Origin of the sequence: Parvibaculum lavamentivorans DS-1, assembly GCF_000017565.1 — a bacterium.
GTDB classification, from domain to species: Bacteria; Pseudomonadota; Alphaproteobacteria; order Parvibaculales; family Parvibaculaceae; genus Parvibaculum; species Parvibaculum lavamentivorans.
Window position 1 is genome coordinate 2,285,269 of sequence record NC_009719.1, and the last position, 16,263, is coordinate 2,301,531.

Below are 16,263 nucleotides of genomic sequence, written 5' to 3' on the forward strand. Positions count from 1 at the left end.
AATTGCGGGGCCGTTCAGAGGCCCTGACCGGCGCTCTGATAACATCATGCGCCGCGGATGCACAGGGCAATTCGCGCCGTTCGGGGCCGGAAGAGCCGCTCAGTTGGCTGCCGGGGGGCGGCCAGCTTCCCATTTGGCAAGGTCGGCCTCGACCTTGGCGCGGATTTCCGGGGTTATTTCGGGCTCCATCGCATTTCGCAGCGTGTCGTCCTCAAAGCCGCCCCGTTCCGCGAGCGACAGCCAGAGGAGTGCGGCTGCGACATCCCGTGCCACGCCCTGGCCAAGGAAATAGAGGCGCGCGAGGCGGTCCTGTGCCAGCGGATCGCCGCGCATCGCTGCTTCGGCGAACCATTTCGCCGCCAGCGTGTCGTTGCGCTCGACGCCCTCGCCGCCCAGATAGGCGAACCCCAGCGAGGTCTGGGCACCGGGCACGCCCTTGGCCGCGGCCGCAGCAAAATGGCGGGCGGCCTTGCCGGCGCTTTTCTCAACCGCAATGCCTTCCTGATGCATCAGCCCAAGCTGATAGGCGGCCTGGGGGTGCCCCTGGTCTGCCGCGAGGGTAAAGAGCCGCGCGGCTTCGTCGAGGTTTCTCTCCTTGCCTCGCCCTGCGGCAAAGAGGGTGCCAAGATAATATTGCGCGTCCGCATTGCCGTTTTTCGCCGCGCTTTCGAACAGGCTGGCCGCGCGCTCAAGGTCCTTCGGACCGCCATGTCCAGTCGTATACATCATGCCGAGTTCGGCCTGGGCGGCGGGATGATCCTGCTCCGCCGCCGCTGCGAAGTAACGGCGCGCGGCTTCGGGGCTGCCGGCGGCGATCTGGTCATATTCCATGAGCATGCCGAGCGCGTATTGAGCGCCTGCATTGCCCTGGGCAGCTGCTTCGGCAAACCACTTTGCAGCCTCTTCCGGATCGGCCTCAATGCCTTCCCCATTGTTGTAGATCGAGCCGAGCATGAGCTGGGCCGTCACATTGCCCTGCCGGGCCAAGGGGAGTGCGGCAAGCCGCGCGGCTTCGAACTGTCCCGCGCGGTAGGCCGTGAGCGCCGGGCCCATCTTGTCGTCGGCGGCTGCGGTGCGTTCGGCGCGCGGCGAAGGGGCTACCTGGGCGGCGACGGATGTTGCGATGAGCGGCATGACAACTGCAAATGACAATGCCACCAAAAACCGTCTCATCGGGCAGCACTCTCTTCCGCCATAATGACGTTCAGCTTCCGCACGGCGGCCGCCGGACCATCTTCGTGCGCCCATACGCCGGAAGATACAGCCAGGAAATCTGCGCCGGCGCGAACGAGCGGTGCGGCGTTGGCCACCGTGATGCCTCCGATTGCGACACATGGCAGGACGAAGAGGTTCGCCCACCAGGTGAGGATTTCAGGTTCGGCCTTACTTATAGGGATTTTTGTGTCGGTTTCGTAAAAGGCACCGAACGCCACGTAATCCGCGCCTGCTTCTCCCGCTTCCATAGCCAGGTGTCGTGACGAATGGCAGGTGACGCCCACCGCCCTGTCGGGACCCACAAGCTTGCGGGCTTCTCTGCAGCTCATATCGTCCTGTCCGACATGAACACCGTCCGCATCGAGTTCGGCGGCAAGATCGGGACGGTCGTTGATGATGAAGGCAACGTCGCGCTCTCGCGCCAGCGGCATCAGTATCTCGGTCGCATAGCGGATATCGTCGGCGGCGGGCGGAGCCTCGTTGTCGCCCTTCAGGCGCAGCTGCAGGGAGGCCACGTCTCCGGCGTCGAGCGCAGCCTTGAAGGTGTCGGCAAAGGCGCGCGGCTCGAAGCGAGGCGGCGTTATGAGATAGAGGCGGCAGGCGGGGCGCTGATCTGGGTCTGACATGAAGGTGTTTTAGCTTGATGCGGGCCAAAAACAAAACGCCCCGCTCGCGGGCGAGCGGGGCGTCTGCGGTATCTGTAATGCCGGCTTCAGGCGGCTTTTTCCAGGGCGCTCTTCCAGTCGCCGAGCGCTGCGAGGCCGTTCATTTTTGCGCGGTGCAGGAATGCCTTCTGGCCGGCGGGAACATTCTCCGGCTTGCCGCTCCATGCTTTCAGCGGAGCCGCCTGCAATGCGCGGCCATAGGAGAAGGACATCTTCCAGGGGAAGCCGCCAATGGCATTCATCGCGTTCAGATGCGCTGTCGCATCCTCGTCCGACTGGCCGCCGGAAAGGAAGACGATGCCCGGAATGGCGGCGGGAACGGTCCGCTTGAAGCAGGCAATGGTTTTTTCGGCCACTTCCTCGACGCTCGCCTGCTTTCCGCACTTCTTGCCGGCAATCACCATGTTCGGCTTCAGGATCGTGCCTTCGAGATTTACCCGGTGCGCGCCGAGACGGTCGAAGAGGATGCGCAAGGTTTCCTCGGTTACCTCAAAGCAGCGGTCGATATCGTGTGCGCCATCCATCAGCACTTCCGGTTCCACGATCGGAACGATCTTTGCCTGCTGGCAAAGCGCCGCATACCGCGCGAGAGCCTCAGCATTGGCTTCGAGGCAGGTCCGCGTCGGAATGCCGTCGGCGATGTCGATGACGGCGCGCCATTTCGCAAAGCGGGCGCCGAGCTGGTAGTACTCCGCGAGCCGTGCATCGAGCCCGTCGAGACCTTCGGTGATCTTTTCGCCGGGGAAGCCGGGCATATCTTTCGCGCCCGCATCGACCTTGATCCCCGGAATGGCGCCGGCCTTTTTGATAAGGTCGACGAGCGGCGTGCCGTCCTTCGCCTTCTGGCGGATTGTCTCGTCGTAAAGGATCACGCCCGAAATGTGGTTCCGCATCGCCTCGTCGGTACGAAACAGCATCTCCCGGTAATCGCGGCGCGTATCCTCCGTCGATTCCACCTTGATGCTGTCAAAGCGCTTCTTGATCGTGCCGGAGCTTTCGTCGGCGGCCAGAATGCCTTTGCCCGGCGCAACCATCGCCTGTGCAATCGATTCAAGCGTCTCAGTCATGTGTCTATCCTCTTGATACCAGTCTTAACGTGGTTATCCGCGGCTCAGCGCCGCGACACCCGGCAGTTCAACGCCTTCCAGCCATTCGAGAAACGCGCCGCCCGCGGCGGAAACATATGTGAAATCCTCGGCGGCACCCGCTTCGTTGAGGGCGGCCACGGTGTCGCCGCCTCCACCGACGGAAATCAGTTCACCCTGTTTGCTGCGCATCGCGACGATGCGCGCGGCTTCCACGGTGCCGCGGTCAAAAGGCGGCACCTCGAAAGCGCCGAGCGGGCCATTCCAGACGACAGTCTTTGCGGTCTCGAAACGTCCGGCGAGATGGGTGACCGTGTCGGGCCCCACATCGAGGATCATCATGTCGTCCGGCACGGCGTCTACCGATACCGTCTTCGACGCGGCGCCTGCCTTGAACTCGGCGGCGACCACGACATCCGTCGGCAAAACGATATCGCAATGGGCCGCGCGGGCATTCGCGAGGATGTGGCGCGCGGTATCGAACAGGTCGGGCTCGCAGAGTGACTTGCCGACCTTCTTGCCCTGAGCGGCAAGGAACGTATTCGCCATGCCGCCGCCGATGACCAGCGCATCGACCTTTTTTACGAGATTGCCGAGCAGCGAGATCTTGGTTGAGATTTTCGCGCCACCGACGATGGCGACAACGGGGCGCTTCGGGTTGCCCAAAGCGGCGTCGAGCGCGGCGAGTTCCGCTTCCATGGCACGGCCGGCATAGGAGGGCAGAAAATGCGTGATGCCCTCGGTCGAGCCGTGAGCCCTGTGGGCGCAGGAAAAGGCGTCGTTGACGTAGACATTGCCGTTTCTCGCCAGCGCCTTGGCAAATGCCGGATCGTTGTTTTCCTCGCCCGCATGAAAGCGCGTGTTTTCGAGAACAAGAATGGTCCCCGGCTGCATGGCCTCAACGGCCCGCGACGCCACGTCTCCGATGCAGTCTTCGGCGAAGCCGACTTTGCTGCCGACAACGCTGCTCAAAGCCTCGGCAATCGGCTTGAGAGAATATTTGGCTTCCGGCGCGCCCTTGGGGCGTCCGAAATGAGAGAGCACGATCACACGTGCGCCCCTGCCGGCCAGCTCTTTCAAGGTCGGTGCGACGCGCTCAAGGCGCGTCGCATCCGAAACCTTGCCGTCCTGCATGGGCACGTTGAGGTCTGCGCGGATGAGAATCCGGAGACCGTCCAGGCCGACGGCGGCGAAGAGGTCGTCTAGCGTCTTGTAGTCGGCCATGAACGCACGCGGCTCCGGTCAGAGAAGCTTGCCCATGGCGACAGCGGTGTCGCCCATACGGTTCGAGAAGCCCCACTCATTGTCGTACCAGCTCAGCACGCGCACGAGCTTGCCGTCGATCACCTGCGTCTGCGTCAGATCGAAGGTGGAGGAGGCCGGGTTATGGTTGAAGTCGATCGAGACGTTCGGCTCGTTCGTCGTCGCGAGAATGCCTTTCAAGGGGCCCTTCGCGGCGGCGATGATGGCGGCGTTCACTTCTTCCGCCGTAGTCTTTTTCTTGGACGTGAAGACGAGGTCGATCACCGAGACGTTCGGAGTGGGTACGCGGATCGACGTGCCGTCGAGCTTGCCCTGGAGTTCCGGCAGCACGAGACCGACGGCCTTGGCGGCGCCAGTAGATGTCGGAATCATGGAGACGCCGGCGGCGCGGGCCCGGCGCGGGTCCTTGTGAAGCGTATCGACGGTGTTCTGGTCGCCCGTATAGGCGTGGATCGTCGTCATGTAGCCCTGTTCGATGCCACAGGCCTTGTGAAGGACCTGAGCAACGGGGGCGAGGCAGTTTGTGGTGCAGGAGGCGTTGGAGACGACCTTGTGGCTCTTCTTCAGGGCCGAGTGGTTCACACCGTATACGACCGTCAGATCCGAATTTTCGCCCGGTGCAGAGATCAGCACCTTCCTGGCGCCCGCCGTGAGGTGCGCCGCCGCCTTTTCACGGGCGGTGAAGAGACCCGTGCATTCGAGCGCGATATCGACGCCGAGGTCCTTCCAGGGGAGCTTCGCGGGATCGCGTTCGGCGAGCACTTTGATCGGACCGCGGCCGAGATCCATGGTCGACTTCGTCGTCTTGATCTTGCCGGGGAAGGGGCCGTGCACGCTGTCATATTTCAGCAGGAGGGCGTTCGCATCGACAGAGCCAAGATCGTTGATCGCTACGACTTCGATGTCCTTGCGGCCTGATTCCGCAATGGCGCGAAGCACAAGGCGCCCGATCCGACCGAATCCGTTAATCGCAACGCGCACTGCCATTTCTTCTGTCTCCTGAGCGTGAGTTAGGACTTTTCCTGGAGGCGTGCTTTCGCCGCTGCAACGGCCGCCTCGGGTGTAATGTTGAAGTGCTTGTAGAGTTCCGGCGCCGGTGCCGAAGCGCCGAAGCCCGTCATGCCGATAAAGTCGCCATCAGGGCCGATGTAACGGTCCCAACCATAGCGAACCGCGGCTTCTATCGCGATTTTCACCGTACCTTCGCCGAGCATTTCCTTCTGGAAATCGGGTGATTGCAGGTCGAAGAGATCGAGGCAGGGCATGGAGACGACGCGGGCCGGAATGCCCTCCTTCTCCAGCATCTGCTGCGCGGCGACGGCAATTTCAACTTCCGAACCGGTCGCGAGGAGCGAAACCTTTGCCTTGGAAGAAGCCGCCACCAATTCGTAGGCGCCGCGCGCGCAGAGGTTCTTTTCGGAGTTCTCGATACGCATGGCGGGCAGGTTCTGGCGCGACAGGGCAAGGATCGACGGGGCGTCCGCCGATTCCAGCGCAAGCTGCCAGCATTCAAGCGTTTCCACGGCATCCGCCGGACGGAAGACGAGAAGGTTCGGCATCGCCCGCAGGCTTGCCAGATGCTCGACCGGCTGATGCGTCGGGCCGTCTTCGCCGAGACCGATGCTGTCATGCGTCATTACATAGATGACGCGCTGGCCCATCAGGGCCGAGAGGCGAATGGCCGGACGGCAATAGTCGGTAAAGACGAGAAAGGTGCCCGAATAGGGAATGAAGCCCTTGTGCAGCGCCAGCCCGTTCATGGCGGCTGCCATGCCGTGTTCGCGAATACCGTAATGGATGAACGAACCGGAGAAATCCTCGGCCGTTACCGGCTGCTGGCCCTTCGAACGCGTATTGTTGGAGCCGGTGAGGTCCGCCGAGCCGCCAATCGTGTCGGGCAAGGCGGCGTTGATTACGTTGAGCGCTTCTTCGGACGACTTGCGGGTCGCCCATTTTGGCTTTTCGGCAACGAGTTTCTGCTTGAAGGCCGAGATCGCCTTGCCGAGTTCGGCCGGTAGGTCGCCAGCGATGCGGCGCTCGAAATCGATCCGCTTTTCGGCCGGAAGCGCCGCGAGCCGGTCTTCCCAGCCCTTTCGCGCTTTAACGTTGCGCAAACCTGCAATGCGCCAGGCGTCGAGGGTTTCGCTTGGAATGACGAAAGGCTCGGCCTGCCAATGCAGCAGTTCGCGGGCGAGCGAAATCTCTTCCTCGCCGAGCGGCGAACCGTGAGAAGAGGATTTGCCGCGCTTATTGGGCGAGCCATAGCCGATGACGGTCCGGCAGGCGATAAGGCTTGGCCTGTCCGCTTGCTGGGCCTTCTCGATAGCTGCCGTGATCTCGGCGGGGTTGTGGCCGTCGATCCGAACGGCATTCCAGCCGGCGGCCTCGAAGCGTTTCAGTGCATCGCCCGATTCCGACAGCGAAAGCGCGCCGTCGATGGTGATTTCATTGTCGTCATAGAGAACGATGAGCTTGGAAAGCTTCAGATGGCCCGCAAGGCCGATGGCCTCGTGGCTCACGCCTTCCATCAGGTCGCCGTCGGATGCCAGTACATAGGTAAAATGGTCGACGACCTCATCGCCGAAACGGGCGGCGAGCAGGCGCTCGGCCAGCGCCATGCCCACGGCCGTCGAAATGCCCTGTCCGAGCGGGCCCGTGGTCGTCTCCACGCCCGCTACATGGCCATATTCGGGATGGCCGGCAGTGATGGCGCCGAGCTGGCGGAAGTTCTTGATCTGCTCGATCGTCATATCCTCATAGCCGAGCAGATAATTCACGGCATAAAGAAGCATCGAGCCATGGCCAGCGGAGAGCACGAAGCGGTCGCGATCCGGCCAATCGGGCTGGCGCGGGTCGATCTTGAGAAACTTCGTGAAAAGGACGGTTGCGATGTCGGCTGCGCCCATCGGCATGCCGGGATGGCCTGAGTTGGCCTTCTGGACGGCATCCATCGCGAGCGCCCGGATGGCGTTTGCCATGGCGTCATGGGATGCGCCGGGCGCCTTGTCGGCGGCGGCGGAGGATTTTGCCTTCTCGGCGAGGGCAGACTTGTCTGTTGGCGTCATGTGTCACTCTATAGCCCAGACGGGCGCTGAGCGGGCAGGAGATCGCGGGTTGTCCGCGCCGGGCGAAAGCCGCGCTGAGGCTCAAATCGGGCCCTCCCGAGAGCGGCGCCACAATGACCACGGGACCCCCGGGAGTCAATGCCGGAATAGCCGCTTTGGCCCCGTTTTCGCGCATATCCGATTGCGCTTGCGCAGGGCCGGGCGGGGCGGCATCCAGGGTCGGCGTTGACCTGATTTCATACGCGCGCCTATCTTGACGCAGAGAGAGTGTCGGCCATTCCGATGGATCGGATGGCCACGACAAGAGAGCCGGATAAAGCATGAGCAAACTCGACGCTTCGATGGACCGCTTCTCAAGCGCGCTGGACCGGTTGGAGGCCACCATCAATCGGCAGGTGCTGCGGGCACAGGCGGCCAAGCGGCTTCAGGAGGAGGTCGAAACCCTGAAGGAAGACAGGGCTGAGCTGGCGGAGGAGCTCGATCAGCTGAAGTCGGAAGCACGGCGGCTCAACGAGCTCAACGAAAGAGCGTCCGAGACGCTGGCCGATGCTATCGAGGGGATTCGCGAGGTCCTCGCCGAAAGCTGAACAGGCCGGCAGGAAAGGAAAAAGCATGGGACAGGTCAAGGTCTCCATTAATGATCGATCCTACTCCGTCGCCTGCGGCGATGGCGAGGAAGCCCATGTGCGGGAACTGGCAAGCCACATAAACCGGCATGTCGTCAGCCTGGCTCAGGAAGTCGGGCAGGTGGGCGACGCCCGGCTCCTGCTGATGGCGGGGCTGCTTGTCGCGGATGAACTGTCGGACGCCCTTCAAAAGACAAAGCTTCTCGAACAGGAAATCGAGAGCCTGTCCGGCACACGTGCCTCCGCGCAGGAGCGGACGCGGGAGGCTGAGGAATCGCTCGCCGAAGTGCTGGATACTGCCGCCCGCCGCATCGAGGATCTGGCCAAACGCATCGAGGCCGCGTGATCTTCTTTCGCCGTTCCTGCGAGGCGGCCTTGACCTGCACCGGCATTGGACCACATAGAATGGTCACGGGATCTGCCCGGCGCGTTAGGAACACATACTCTCGGGGCCTTACGGTCCTCAAGGGAGCTGTCCCTGAGGGAGACTGTGGTCTTCTTCACACGGCGCCCACCTACGTTAGTAGGTCTCCGGGGAACGAAGTTCCGACGGCCGTGGCGGACCCACTTTCTCCCGATTTATCCGGTTATGTTTCATGAAGGCCGAAGCGAAGCAGCTTGCCCGGCGGGCGGCGCGGGAGCGGCGCGACGTGGCCAGTGCCGCGTTGGGGGCATCGGCGCCGGGCCTTATTGCCCGCCATTTCCTGCGCCATGTCCCGCTCTCCACCGGAAGCTGCATTGCGGGTTATGTCGCGATGATGGGCGAAGCAGACCCGGCCGAACTCATTGAACGTCTTTCCGCTCAAGGCCACGTTTGCGCGCTGCCTCGCGTCGCGGCCATGAATGAGCCGCTGGTATTCCATCGCTGGCGCGCCGGCAATGTGCTGCTGCCGGGCGCTCACGGAACGAGGGAACCCCAGCCCGATGCGCCGGTCTGCCGGCCGGATATCGTGCTTGTTCCCCTCCTCGCCTTCGATAGTGTCGGCCGGCGCCTCGGCTATGGCGGCGGCTATTATGACCGGACGCTGGCGGCGCTACGGGAGGACAGGGCAGGTGTGCTGGCGGTCGGGGTTGCGTTTTCCGCACAGGAAGCCCAAGACCTCCCCGAGGAACAATTCGATGAACGGCTCGATTGGGTCGTGACGGAAAAAGGGGCGCAGGCCTTTGGCAGCGCGTCTTCCAGAGGACAGGCATGAAGCTTCTATTCATGGGCGATATCGTGGGGCGGAGCGGACGTGACGCGCTTGTTGCGGAACTGCCGGTCCTTCGCCGAGAGCTCGCGCTCGATTTCGTCGTCATCAACGGAGAGAACGCAGCCGGCGGCTTCGGCATTACCGGCGCGATCTGCGACGACATCTTCGATGCCGGAGCCGATGTCATCACCCTCGGCAATCATTCGTGGGATCAGCGCGAGGCACTCGTCCATATCGAGCGCGAGCCGCGCCTCATCCGGCCCGCGAACTATCCGGCAGGCACGCCCGGCCGCGGCGCAACGCTTGTCGAGGCTGCCTCAGGCGCTCGCGTCCTCGTCGTCAATGCGCTAGGCCGGGTTTTCATGGAAGCACTCGATTGTCCGTTCGAGGCCGTGGAAAAGCAGATTGCCGCTTGTCCGCTGGGCGAGGGCGCGGATGCGATCATTGTCGATATGCATGCCGAGGCGACGTCGGAAAAAATGGCGATGGGTCATTTCTGCGACGGGCGTGTTTCGCTTGTAGTGGGCACGCACAGCCATGTGCCGACGGCGGATGCACAGGTGCTTCCGGGGGGCACGGCCTATCAGACGGATGCGGGCATGTGCGGCGACTACAACTCCGTCATCGGCATGGAGAAGGACGAGCCGCTCAACCGCTTTACCACGCGTATTCCGAGCGGACGTTTTCAGCCCGCTCTCGGTCCGGCAACACTTTGCGGAGTCTTCGTGGAGACGGATGCCGGCGGGCTGGCGACACGCATAGAGCCGGTTCGCATCGGCGGACGGCTCAAGCAGGTCCTGCCGGAGGTTTGACTGCCCATGCGGATCGTCATTGCAGGAAACTATAACGAGAAACGGGCGGGCGCGAACTACTACGCGACGGTGCGGAAGCTCACCAACGGCTTCATTCGCAACGGGCATCATGTCATGCCGTTCAGTGACCGGGATGTGGCGCGCGAAGTGCATCGATGGGGCATCGGCCGGGGGGGCGATGCATATGCAAACAGCCGCCTTGTCGACCTTTGCGATAATTTTGAACCCCATCTCCTCATTCTTTTTCATGCCGACAGAATATCCAACGACACGGTGCGCAAGATACGCAGCAGAATTCCGGGGCTAAGCGTTTCTGTCGTCAATCTCGATCCGATTTTCCTCCCCGAGAACCCGCCGCGCATCAAGCGGTTCGCCGAGGTTGCGGATACGACCTTCATCACGACCGCCGGAGAGAGGCTGAAGGAATTTGCGACCTCCACGCATGGCGTGGCGTTCATTCCCAACCCTGCCGATCCTTCCATAGAGACGCTGAAGGGATTTGCGCGCGAGGATCAGCCGTTCGATTTTCTGTGCACGATAGGCACAGAGCGGACGACGCCCTGGCGCGGCCAGATGATGCGGGACATAGAGGCGCGGGTTCCCGAAGCGCGATATTCGTTCCATGGTCTCGAAGGCAGGCCCTATCTGCAGGGCCGCGATTATCTGGAGGCGCTTTCATCCGCGAAGATGGGGCTGAACATCAACCGGGCCGACGATCATTATCTCTATTCGTCCGATCGCTTTGCGCAATATGCCGGAAATGGACTTCTCGTCTTCGTGGCGCGGTCGACAGGCTATGACGAAATTTTCTCCGATGAAGAATTCGTCTTTTTTCGCGATCTGGACGAGTTGGCGGACAAGCTGCGTTACTTTCTGAAAAACGATGGGGAGCGGCAGCGCATCGCCCGCAATGGGTATGAGCGTTACCACGCTTTTTTCAGCGAGCGGCTGGTGGCGCGCTACATAGAGGATGTGGCGATGAGGCGCCCGCTTTCGGAAGATTACGCCTGGCCCACGGAAGTTCACCGCTGACCTCTGGAAAAGCATCGCCCCGTCCATGCGCAGCCGAGGTGGGTGGAGGCGGCGGGGACGGGGCGGCTTGCCTTCGCTAGGCAGCGTCGGCGGACCGGTGCGCGAACTGGGCAAGACCGCGGACCGGTACTTCGAATGCCGCCGGTGGTGTGAAGGAGGTTGGGCGACCTCCGTTTGGTTCCGGCGACAGGGAGCAGTCTGACGGCGATTTGTTAAACACACGTTAAAAGGGTGTATTGTTGTTCACACACTTTATACGTGTATCTGGTTGCGCAATCCGGCATACTGGATTTTGACCGGGACGGCTTCTATAAAGGCGCCGAAATTCAGCGTGTCCTTAGGCGTTTGGAGGCGGAATGGCCGGCCACTCACAATTCAAGAACATCATGTACCGCAAGGGCGCGCAGGATAAGAAGCGCTCCAAGCTGTTCGCTAAGCTGGCCAAGGAAATTACCGTGGCGGCCAAGATGGGCCTGCCTGACCCTGAGTACAATCCGCGGTTGCGCGCGGCGATCCAGGCCGCCCGTGTCGAGAATATGCCCAAGGACAATATCGAGCGCGCGATCAAAAAGAGCTCGGACCAGGGTGGAGAAAACTACGAAGAAGTGCGGTACGAGGGCTTTGGGCCCGGCGGCATCGGTGTCATCGTCGAGACCCTGACCGACAATCGCAACCGCACGGCAGGCGAAGTGCGGTCGATCTTCACCAAGAATGGCGGCAATCTCGGCGAAACGGGCGCCGTCTCGTTCATGTTCGACCGGCTCGGCCTCATCGAATATCCGGCAGACGCCGCCAGTGCCGATGACATGATCGAGGCCGCGATCGAGGCGGGAGCCGATGATTGCCAGTCGGGCGAGGCAGGCCACGAACTCTATTGTGCGCCCGATGCACTGCATGAGGTGGCGCAAGGCCTTGAGTCGAAATTCGGCGAGGCGCGGGCGGCCCGCATCGTCTGGAAGCCGCAAAACACGATCGCACTCGAAGACGAAAAGGCCGAGACCGTCCTAAAAATGCTCGAAGCGCTGGACGACAACGACGATGTGCAGCAGGTTTATGCGAACTTCGAGATGTCCGATTCGCTGATGGAGAAGATGTCCGCCTGAGGTAATTGCCCGGCGCGTCACGCTCCAGCTTCCGGACATGACTGAACCCGACGGGCCAGGTCTCCAGCTTTGGGGGCGTGCCGGTCTGCAGGACCTTCCGATCATGCCGGTTTCGCTTACATATCTCGGCATCGATCCCGGCCTCACTGCCACGGGTTGGGGTGTGATAGGGATATCCGGTTCAAGGCTTACTCACATCGCCAATGGAACAATCACCTCCAACGCGCGGCTGAGCCTTGCCGAACGTCTGGTGCAGATCGAAGCGGGGCTGGTGCAGGTCATCCATGAACATGCGCCCGACGCTGCGGCAGTGGAGCAAGCCTTCGTCGCCAGAGATGCGTCGGCTGCATTGAAACTCGGACAGGCCCGAGCCATCGCGCTTCTCGTTTCGGCGCGGGCGGGACTCGCCGTGGCGGAATACGCACCAAACCATGTGAAAAAGTCCGTCGTCGGCGCCGGTCATGCCGACAAGAGCCAGATTCGTTTGATGGTCGAGATGCTGCTGCCAGGCGCGAAGGCCGGCAGCGAGCACGCGGCCGATGCGCTTGCGCTGGCGATTTGCCATGCGCATTCGGGCTCTGCGAATGAGCGCATCGCCGCGGCGCTGCTGCGGGCAGGAGCCGGACGATGATCGGCAAGCTCAGAGGTATCGTCGACTCGACAGGGGAGGACTGGGCGGTCATCGACGTGGGGGGCGTTGGCTATCACGTTACGTGCTCCAGCCGGACATTGCGCAATCTTCCACCGGCCGGAGGCGCCGTCACGCTCTCGATCGAAACCAAAGTCAGCGATGAAGCTATAAGACTGATCGGCTTCACGACCGACAGTGAGCGCGAATGGTTTCGACTGCTTCTCGCGGTACAAGGTGTCGGCACCCGCGTTGCGCTCGGCGTGCTTGGCACGCTGGCACCTGCAGACCTCGCCCGTGCTATTGCACTCGATGACAAGAAAGCCGTATCGGCGGCGCCAGGTGTAGGGCCTAAGGTCGCTGCGCGGATTGTGACAGAACTGAAAGACAAGGTGCCTGACAGCATGGGCCTTTCAGCCGCACTTGAAGTTGGCGTCAATGGCGAGGCCGTTTCGTCTGTCTCCGCGCCGGCACGGGACGCTGTCTCTGCACTCGTCAATCTCGGATATCCGCAGGCGCAGGCAATGGGCGCGGTCGCAGCCGCAGCGAAGCGACTGGATGATGCGGCCAGCACCGAACAGTTGATCCGTCATGGTCTGAAGGAGCTGGCGCGATGACGGATCGCATCGTCGGGGCGGCGAAGCGCGAGGAAGACGAACTGGAGCGCTCGCTGCGGCCGCAGGTTCTTTCCGACTTCGTTGGCCAAGCCCGCGCCAGGGAAAATCTTGCGGTCTTTATCGAAGCCGCGCGGACCAGGGCGGAGGCGCTCGATCATGTGCTGTTTGCCGGTCCGCCCGGCCTCGGCAAAACAACGCTGGCACAGATCGTTGCGCGGGAACTTGGCGTCAACTTCCGGGCGACTTCCGGGCCGGTAATCTCAAAGGCTGGCGATCTTGCGGCTCTGCTCACAAATCTAGAGCCGCGCGACGTGCTCTTCATCGACGAAATTCATCGTCTCTCTCCGGCGGTCGAGGAAATTCTTTATCCGGCAATGGAAGATTTTCAGCTCGATCTCATCATCGGCGAGGGGCCGGGAGCGCGGTCCGTCCGGATCGAACTGGCGCCGTTCACACTGATCGGCGCCACGACACGCACAGGTCTTCTCACGACACCTTTGCGCGACCGCTTTGGCATTCCGGTGCGCCTCCATTTCTATGAAGTAGCAGAGCTGGAAGGCATCGTGCGGCGTGGAGCAAGTGTACTTGGCGTTGCGATGACACCGGATGGCGCACACGAAATTGCGCGCCGGGCGCGGGGCACACCGCGTGTCGCCGGAAGGCTTCTTCGCCGCGTGCGCGACTTTGCATCTGTCGAAGGTGTGAAGTCGATCGATGCAAAGGCGGCGGACAAGGCGTTGCAACGGTTGGAAGTTGACGAGCTCGGCCTCGATGCGCTGGATCATCGCTATCTGCGCTGCATCGCTGTCAGCTTTTCCGGGGGGCCGGTTGGAGTGGAAACAATTGCCGCCTCGCTTTCGGAACCGCGAGATGCAATCGAGGAGATCATCGAGCCCTATCTTATTCAGCAGGGTCTCGTAAACCGTACGCCGCGAGGGCGGACGCTGACACCGGCTGCCTTTGCGCATATCGGCGTTGCCCTACCTGCCGGGCGGTCAGGCGAGCCGGGGCAGGCCCGGTTGTTCGATGGCGATGAGGAGAATGGGTCGGCATGAGCAACTGGCCTGATCTTGCCGGCCGGATCGAGGGGCAGGTGCACAAGCTGCCGATCCGCGTCTATTACGAAGACACCGACTTTTCCGGTATCGTTTACCACGCCAATTATCTGAAATTCGCGGAACGGGGGCGATCGGATTTTCTGCGCCTCGCCGGCGTTCATCACACCGACCTTTTCGAGGGCGAAGACCCCGTCGCCTTTGCCATCCATCGTATGGAGATCGATTTCCTCAAACCGGCTCGTATTGACGAGCGGCTTGAGGTGCATACGCGCTATGTCAGGGCGAGCGGCGCGCGAATTGAGGCGGAACAGGAGATCTGGCGCCTGAGCGGCGACGCTCCCGACGTGATCTGGCGTGCTCGCGTGCTTGCCGCGGTGCTTGATGTGGGTGGACGGCCGCGCCGGCTGCCAGCCGCTGTACGAGAGGCCTTGGCTCCTTTGGTGGTGGCTTCGGCCGCCGGTCCGGGGTGACGTGCTCCTGGCACCATTACCGTAACCGCTCTGCAACACCTGATCGCTAAGCTCTTGAGTCCGCGACCCGAATCCGAGGCTGTGCCACGGTAATGACATAATTGAACGACTAACTTCGGCCTCAATTTGGGGGCACACATGCAACAGTGGGGCGCAACGGGTAGGACCCCGGCTGCTTAAGCCGCGCCTGTCATGTGCCGCTCCCTGCATTGCGTCCGAGAGCACGGAGAGGCAAGTAAATGGATCCCGTCACCACTACACAGGTGATTACAGAAACCACGGTTGACGCCGTCCCGCTGGATTTTTCCATGTGGGGCTTGTTTCTGCGCGCCGACCTTGTCGTCAAGCTGGTCATGTTGGGGTTGCTCTTCGCCTCCGTCTGGTCTTGGGCGATTATTTTCGACAAATGGTGGCGTTTCGCGCGCGTTGAGCGCCGCGCCGACCAGTTTGAACGGATTTTCTGGTCGGGCCGGTCGCTTGATGAGCTCTATCAGGAAATGGGCCATCGCCCGCAGCATCCGCTATCCGCGCTCTTTATCGCCGCGATGCGGGAATGGCGCCGCTCGCAGGATGTCGTGGCAAGTTCCTTTGTCGGGCTCAAGGAGCGGGTGGACAAGGTGATGCAGGTCACGATCAGCCGGGAAATGATGAACCTCGAAAGCAGGCTTCTCTTTCTGGCGACGGTCGGATCGGTGGCACCCTTCATCGGCCTGTTCGGTACGGTCTGGGGCATCATGAATTCCTTCCAGTCGATTGCGATCAGCCGCGACACAAATCTCGCGGTGGTCGCACCGGGCATCGCGGAAGCACTGTTCGCGACAGCTCTCGGTCTCGTTGCCGCTATTCCCGCCGTCGTCGCCTATAACCGCTTCTCCAATCAGTCGTCGCGGATCGGTCAGCGCATGGAGAGCTTCGCGGATGAATTCTCCGCGATCCTCTCACGGCAGCTCGACGAGAGAGGCTGATCCAATGGCGATGTCCGTCGGAGGCAAGAAGTCTGGGCGTGGACGGTTTGCACGCCAGCCTATGTCAGAGATCAACGTGACGCCGGTCGTCGACGTCATGCTCGTGCTCCTTATCGTCTTCATGGTGGCGGCGCCGTTGCTCACTGTGGGTGTGCCCGTCGATCTGCCGAAGACACAGGCAGCGCCCATTTCCGGCGACAACGAACCGCTCACGATCACGATCAACGGTGAGGGAACGATCTTCGTGCAGGAAACGCAGGTCGAAGCGGATGCGCTGGTGGAGCAACTTCTGGCGATCGCGGAGAATGGCTACGAGCAGCGCATCTTCGTGCGCGCGGATAGCGGGATCAGTTACGGGAAGGTCATGGACGTGATGGGCCGTATAAGCTCATCGGGTTTTTCAAAGGTCGGTCTCGTAACGGAGACGGACACCGCGCCGGCGAAGAAGCCGGGCGCCAATTAAGCG

At 62.0% G+C, this 16,263-nt stretch carries 18 protein-coding genes and 1 other RNA gene; 13 read left to right on the plus strand and 6 right to left on the minus strand.

What is annotated here, in order from left to right; genetic code table 11:
- Positions 1 to 99: 99 nt before the first annotated feature.
- From PLAV_RS10645 to tkt, 6 genes are all read right to left on the minus strand, one after another.
- The gene (locus PLAV_RS10645; RefSeq protein ID WP_012111021.1) at positions 100 to 1,173 is read right to left on the minus strand and encodes a tetratricopeptide repeat protein; all 1,074 of its coding nucleotides are present in this window, start codon (positions 1,171 to 1,173) and stop codon (positions 100 to 102) included.
- Positions 1,170 to 1,841 (minus strand): thiamine phosphate synthase, encoded by a 672-nt coding sequence (gene thiE / locus PLAV_RS10650; protein WP_012111022.1) that lies wholly within the window; start codon positions 1,839 to 1,841, stop codon positions 1,170 to 1,172. Before thiE ends, PLAV_RS10645 begins: the two co-directional genes overlap by 4 nt.
- A gap of 86 nt (positions 1,842 to 1,927) precedes the next feature.
- A complete protein-coding gene (locus PLAV_RS10655; RefSeq protein WP_012111023.1) occupies positions 1,928 to 2,947 on the minus strand; it encodes a class I fructose-bisphosphate aldolase in 1,020 nt (339 codons plus the stop codon).
- A gap of 33 nt (positions 2,948 to 2,980) precedes the next feature.
- Positions 2,981 to 4,189 carry a phosphoglycerate kinase gene (locus PLAV_RS10660; RefSeq protein ID WP_012111024.1) on the minus strand — a complete coding sequence of 403 codons (1,209 nt, stop codon included), beginning with the start codon at positions 4,187 to 4,189 and terminating at the stop codon, positions 2,981 to 2,983.
- Between the two features lie 18 nt (positions 4,190 to 4,207).
- Positions 4,208 to 5,215 carry a type I glyceraldehyde-3-phosphate dehydrogenase gene (gene gap, locus PLAV_RS10665; RefSeq protein WP_012111025.1) on the minus strand — a complete coding sequence of 336 codons (1,008 nt, stop codon included), beginning with the start codon at positions 5,213 to 5,215 and terminating at the stop codon, positions 4,208 to 4,210.
- 23 nt (positions 5,216 to 5,238) lie between these two features.
- On the minus strand, positions 5,239 to 7,293 hold the full coding sequence (tkt, locus tag PLAV_RS10670) for a transketolase (protein WP_012111026.1): 2,055 nt from the start codon (positions 7,291 to 7,293) through the stop codon (positions 5,239 to 5,241).
- Between the two features lie 320 nt (positions 7,294 to 7,613).
- Between tkt and PLAV_RS10675 the strand changes: the two genes are divergently transcribed.
- From PLAV_RS10675 to tolR, 13 genes are all read left to right on the plus strand, one after another.
- Positions 7,614 to 7,880, plus strand: a complete 267-nt coding sequence (locus PLAV_RS10675; RefSeq protein ID WP_012111027.1) for a DUF4164 family protein — start codon at positions 7,614 to 7,616, stop codon at positions 7,878 to 7,880.
- A gap of 25 nt (positions 7,881 to 7,905) precedes the next feature.
- Positions 7,906 to 8,265 (plus strand): cell division protein ZapA, encoded by a 360-nt coding sequence (locus tag PLAV_RS10680; RefSeq protein WP_012111028.1) that lies wholly within the window; start codon positions 7,906 to 7,908, stop codon positions 8,263 to 8,265.
- Between the two features lie 66 nt (positions 8,266 to 8,331).
- A non-coding RNA gene (gene ssrS, locus PLAV_RS19350) (6S RNA) lies at positions 8,332 to 8,488 on the plus strand.
- Between the two features lie 27 nt (positions 8,489 to 8,515).
- Positions 8,516 to 9,115 (plus strand): 5-formyltetrahydrofolate cyclo-ligase, encoded by a 600-nt coding sequence (locus PLAV_RS10685; protein ID WP_012111029.1) that lies wholly within the window; start codon positions 8,516 to 8,518, stop codon positions 9,113 to 9,115.
- Positions 9,112 to 9,924, plus strand: coding sequence for a TIGR00282 family metallophosphoesterase (locus PLAV_RS10690; protein WP_012111030.1), 813 nt, complete (start codon positions 9,112 to 9,114; stop codon positions 9,922 to 9,924). Before PLAV_RS10685 ends, PLAV_RS10690 begins: the two co-directional genes overlap by 4 nt.
- A gap of 6 nt (positions 9,925 to 9,930) precedes the next feature.
- Complete coding sequence (locus PLAV_RS10695) at positions 9,931 to 10,956, plus strand: glycosyltransferase family protein (RefSeq protein WP_012111031.1); 1,026 nt, start codon at positions 9,931 to 9,933, stop codon at positions 10,954 to 10,956.
- 356 nt (positions 10,957 to 11,312) lie between these two features.
- Positions 11,313 to 12,059 carry a YebC/PmpR family DNA-binding transcriptional regulator gene (locus PLAV_RS10700; RefSeq protein ID WP_012111032.1) on the plus strand — a complete coding sequence of 249 codons (747 nt, stop codon included), beginning with the start codon at positions 11,313 to 11,315 and terminating at the stop codon, positions 12,057 to 12,059.
- A 103-nt stretch (positions 12,060 to 12,162) separates the two neighbouring features.
- Complete coding sequence (gene ruvC / locus PLAV_RS10705; RefSeq protein WP_012111033.1) at positions 12,163 to 12,690, plus strand: crossover junction endodeoxyribonuclease RuvC; 528 nt, start codon at positions 12,163 to 12,165, stop codon at positions 12,688 to 12,690.
- Complete coding sequence (gene ruvA, locus PLAV_RS10710) at positions 12,687 to 13,304, plus strand: Holliday junction branch migration protein RuvA (protein ID WP_012111034.1); 618 nt, start codon at positions 12,687 to 12,689, stop codon at positions 13,302 to 13,304. The genes ruvC and ruvA overlap by 4 nt, the downstream gene beginning before the upstream one ends.
- A complete protein-coding gene (gene ruvB, locus PLAV_RS10715; protein WP_012111035.1) occupies positions 13,301 to 14,359 on the plus strand; it encodes a Holliday junction branch migration DNA helicase RuvB in 1,059 nt (352 codons plus the stop codon). The genes ruvA and ruvB overlap by 4 nt, the downstream gene beginning before the upstream one ends.
- Positions 14,356 to 14,832 (plus strand): YbgC/FadM family acyl-CoA thioesterase, encoded by a 477-nt coding sequence (locus PLAV_RS10720; RefSeq protein WP_012111036.1) that lies wholly within the window; start codon positions 14,356 to 14,358, stop codon positions 14,830 to 14,832. Before ruvB ends, PLAV_RS10720 begins: the two co-directional genes overlap by 4 nt.
- Before the next feature lie 239 nt (positions 14,833 to 15,071).
- Complete coding sequence (gene tolQ, locus PLAV_RS10725; RefSeq protein ID WP_012111037.1) at positions 15,072 to 15,797, plus strand: protein TolQ; 726 nt, start codon at positions 15,072 to 15,074, stop codon at positions 15,795 to 15,797.
- 4 nt (positions 15,798 to 15,801) lie between these two features.
- Positions 15,802 to 16,260 carry a protein TolR gene (gene tolR, locus PLAV_RS10730; RefSeq protein ID WP_012111038.1) on the plus strand — a complete coding sequence of 153 codons (459 nt, stop codon included), beginning with the start codon at positions 15,802 to 15,804 and terminating at the stop codon, positions 16,258 to 16,260.
- The last annotated feature ends 3 nt before the right edge of the window (positions 16,261 to 16,263 follow it).

What these genes read in the sequence shown, in the direction of transcription:
- ruvC (WP_012111033.1), top strand. Translation starts at nt 12,163, where the DNA reads ATGCCGGTTTCGCTTACATATCTCGGCATCGATCCCGGCCTCACTGCC.
- tolQ (WP_012111037.1), top strand. Translation starts at nt 15,072, where the DNA reads ATGGATCCCGTCACCACTACACAGGTGATTACAGAAACCACGGTTGAC.
- PLAV_RS10655 (WP_012111023.1), bottom strand. Translation starts at nt 2,947, where the DNA reads ATGACTGAGACGCTTGAATCGATTGCACAGGCGATGGTTGCGCCGGGC.
- PLAV_RS10720 (WP_012111036.1), top strand. Translation starts at nt 14,356, where the DNA reads ATGAGCAACTGGCCTGATCTTGCCGGCCGGATCGAGGGGCAGGTGCAC.
- ruvB (WP_012111035.1), top strand. Translation starts at nt 13,301, where the DNA reads ATGACGGATCGCATCGTCGGGGCGGCGAAGCGCGAGGAAGACGAACTG.
- tolR (WP_012111038.1), top strand. Translation starts at nt 15,802, where the DNA reads ATGGCGATGTCCGTCGGAGGCAAGAAGTCTGGGCGTGGACGGTTTGCA.
- PLAV_RS10675 (WP_012111027.1), top strand. Translation starts at nt 7,614, where the DNA reads ATGAGCAAACTCGACGCTTCGATGGACCGCTTCTCAAGCGCGCTGGAC.
- PLAV_RS10660 (WP_012111024.1), bottom strand. Translation starts at nt 4,189, where the DNA reads ATGGCCGACTACAAGACGCTAGACGACCTCTTCGCCGCCGTCGGCCTG.
- ruvA (WP_012111034.1), top strand. Translation starts at nt 12,687, where the DNA reads ATGATCGGCAAGCTCAGAGGTATCGTCGACTCGACAGGGGAGGACTGG.
- thiE (WP_012111022.1), bottom strand. Translation starts at nt 1,841, where the DNA reads ATGTCAGACCCAGATCAGCGCCCCGCCTGCCGCCTCTATCTCATAACG.
- gap (WP_012111025.1), bottom strand. Translation starts at nt 5,215, where the DNA reads ATGGCAGTGCGCGTTGCGATTAACGGATTCGGTCGGATCGGGCGCCTT.
- PLAV_RS10685 (WP_012111029.1), top strand. Translation starts at nt 8,516, where the DNA reads ATGAAGGCCGAAGCGAAGCAGCTTGCCCGGCGGGCGGCGCGGGAGCGG.
- PLAV_RS10645 (WP_012111021.1), bottom strand. Translation starts at nt 1,173, where the DNA reads ATGAGACGGTTTTTGGTGGCATTGTCATTTGCAGTTGTCATGCCGCTC.
- tkt (WP_012111026.1), bottom strand. Translation starts at nt 7,293, where the DNA reads ATGACGCCAACAGACAAGTCTGCCCTCGCCGAGAAGGCAAAATCCTCC.
- PLAV_RS10695 (WP_012111031.1), top strand. Translation starts at nt 9,931, where the DNA reads ATGCGGATCGTCATTGCAGGAAACTATAACGAGAAACGGGCGGGCGCG.
- PLAV_RS10680 (WP_012111028.1), top strand. Translation starts at nt 7,906, where the DNA reads ATGGGACAGGTCAAGGTCTCCATTAATGATCGATCCTACTCCGTCGCC.
- PLAV_RS10700 (WP_012111032.1), top strand. Translation starts at nt 11,313, where the DNA reads ATGGCCGGCCACTCACAATTCAAGAACATCATGTACCGCAAGGGCGCG.
- PLAV_RS10690 (WP_012111030.1), top strand. Translation starts at nt 9,112, where the DNA reads ATGAAGCTTCTATTCATGGGCGATATCGTGGGGCGGAGCGGACGTGAC.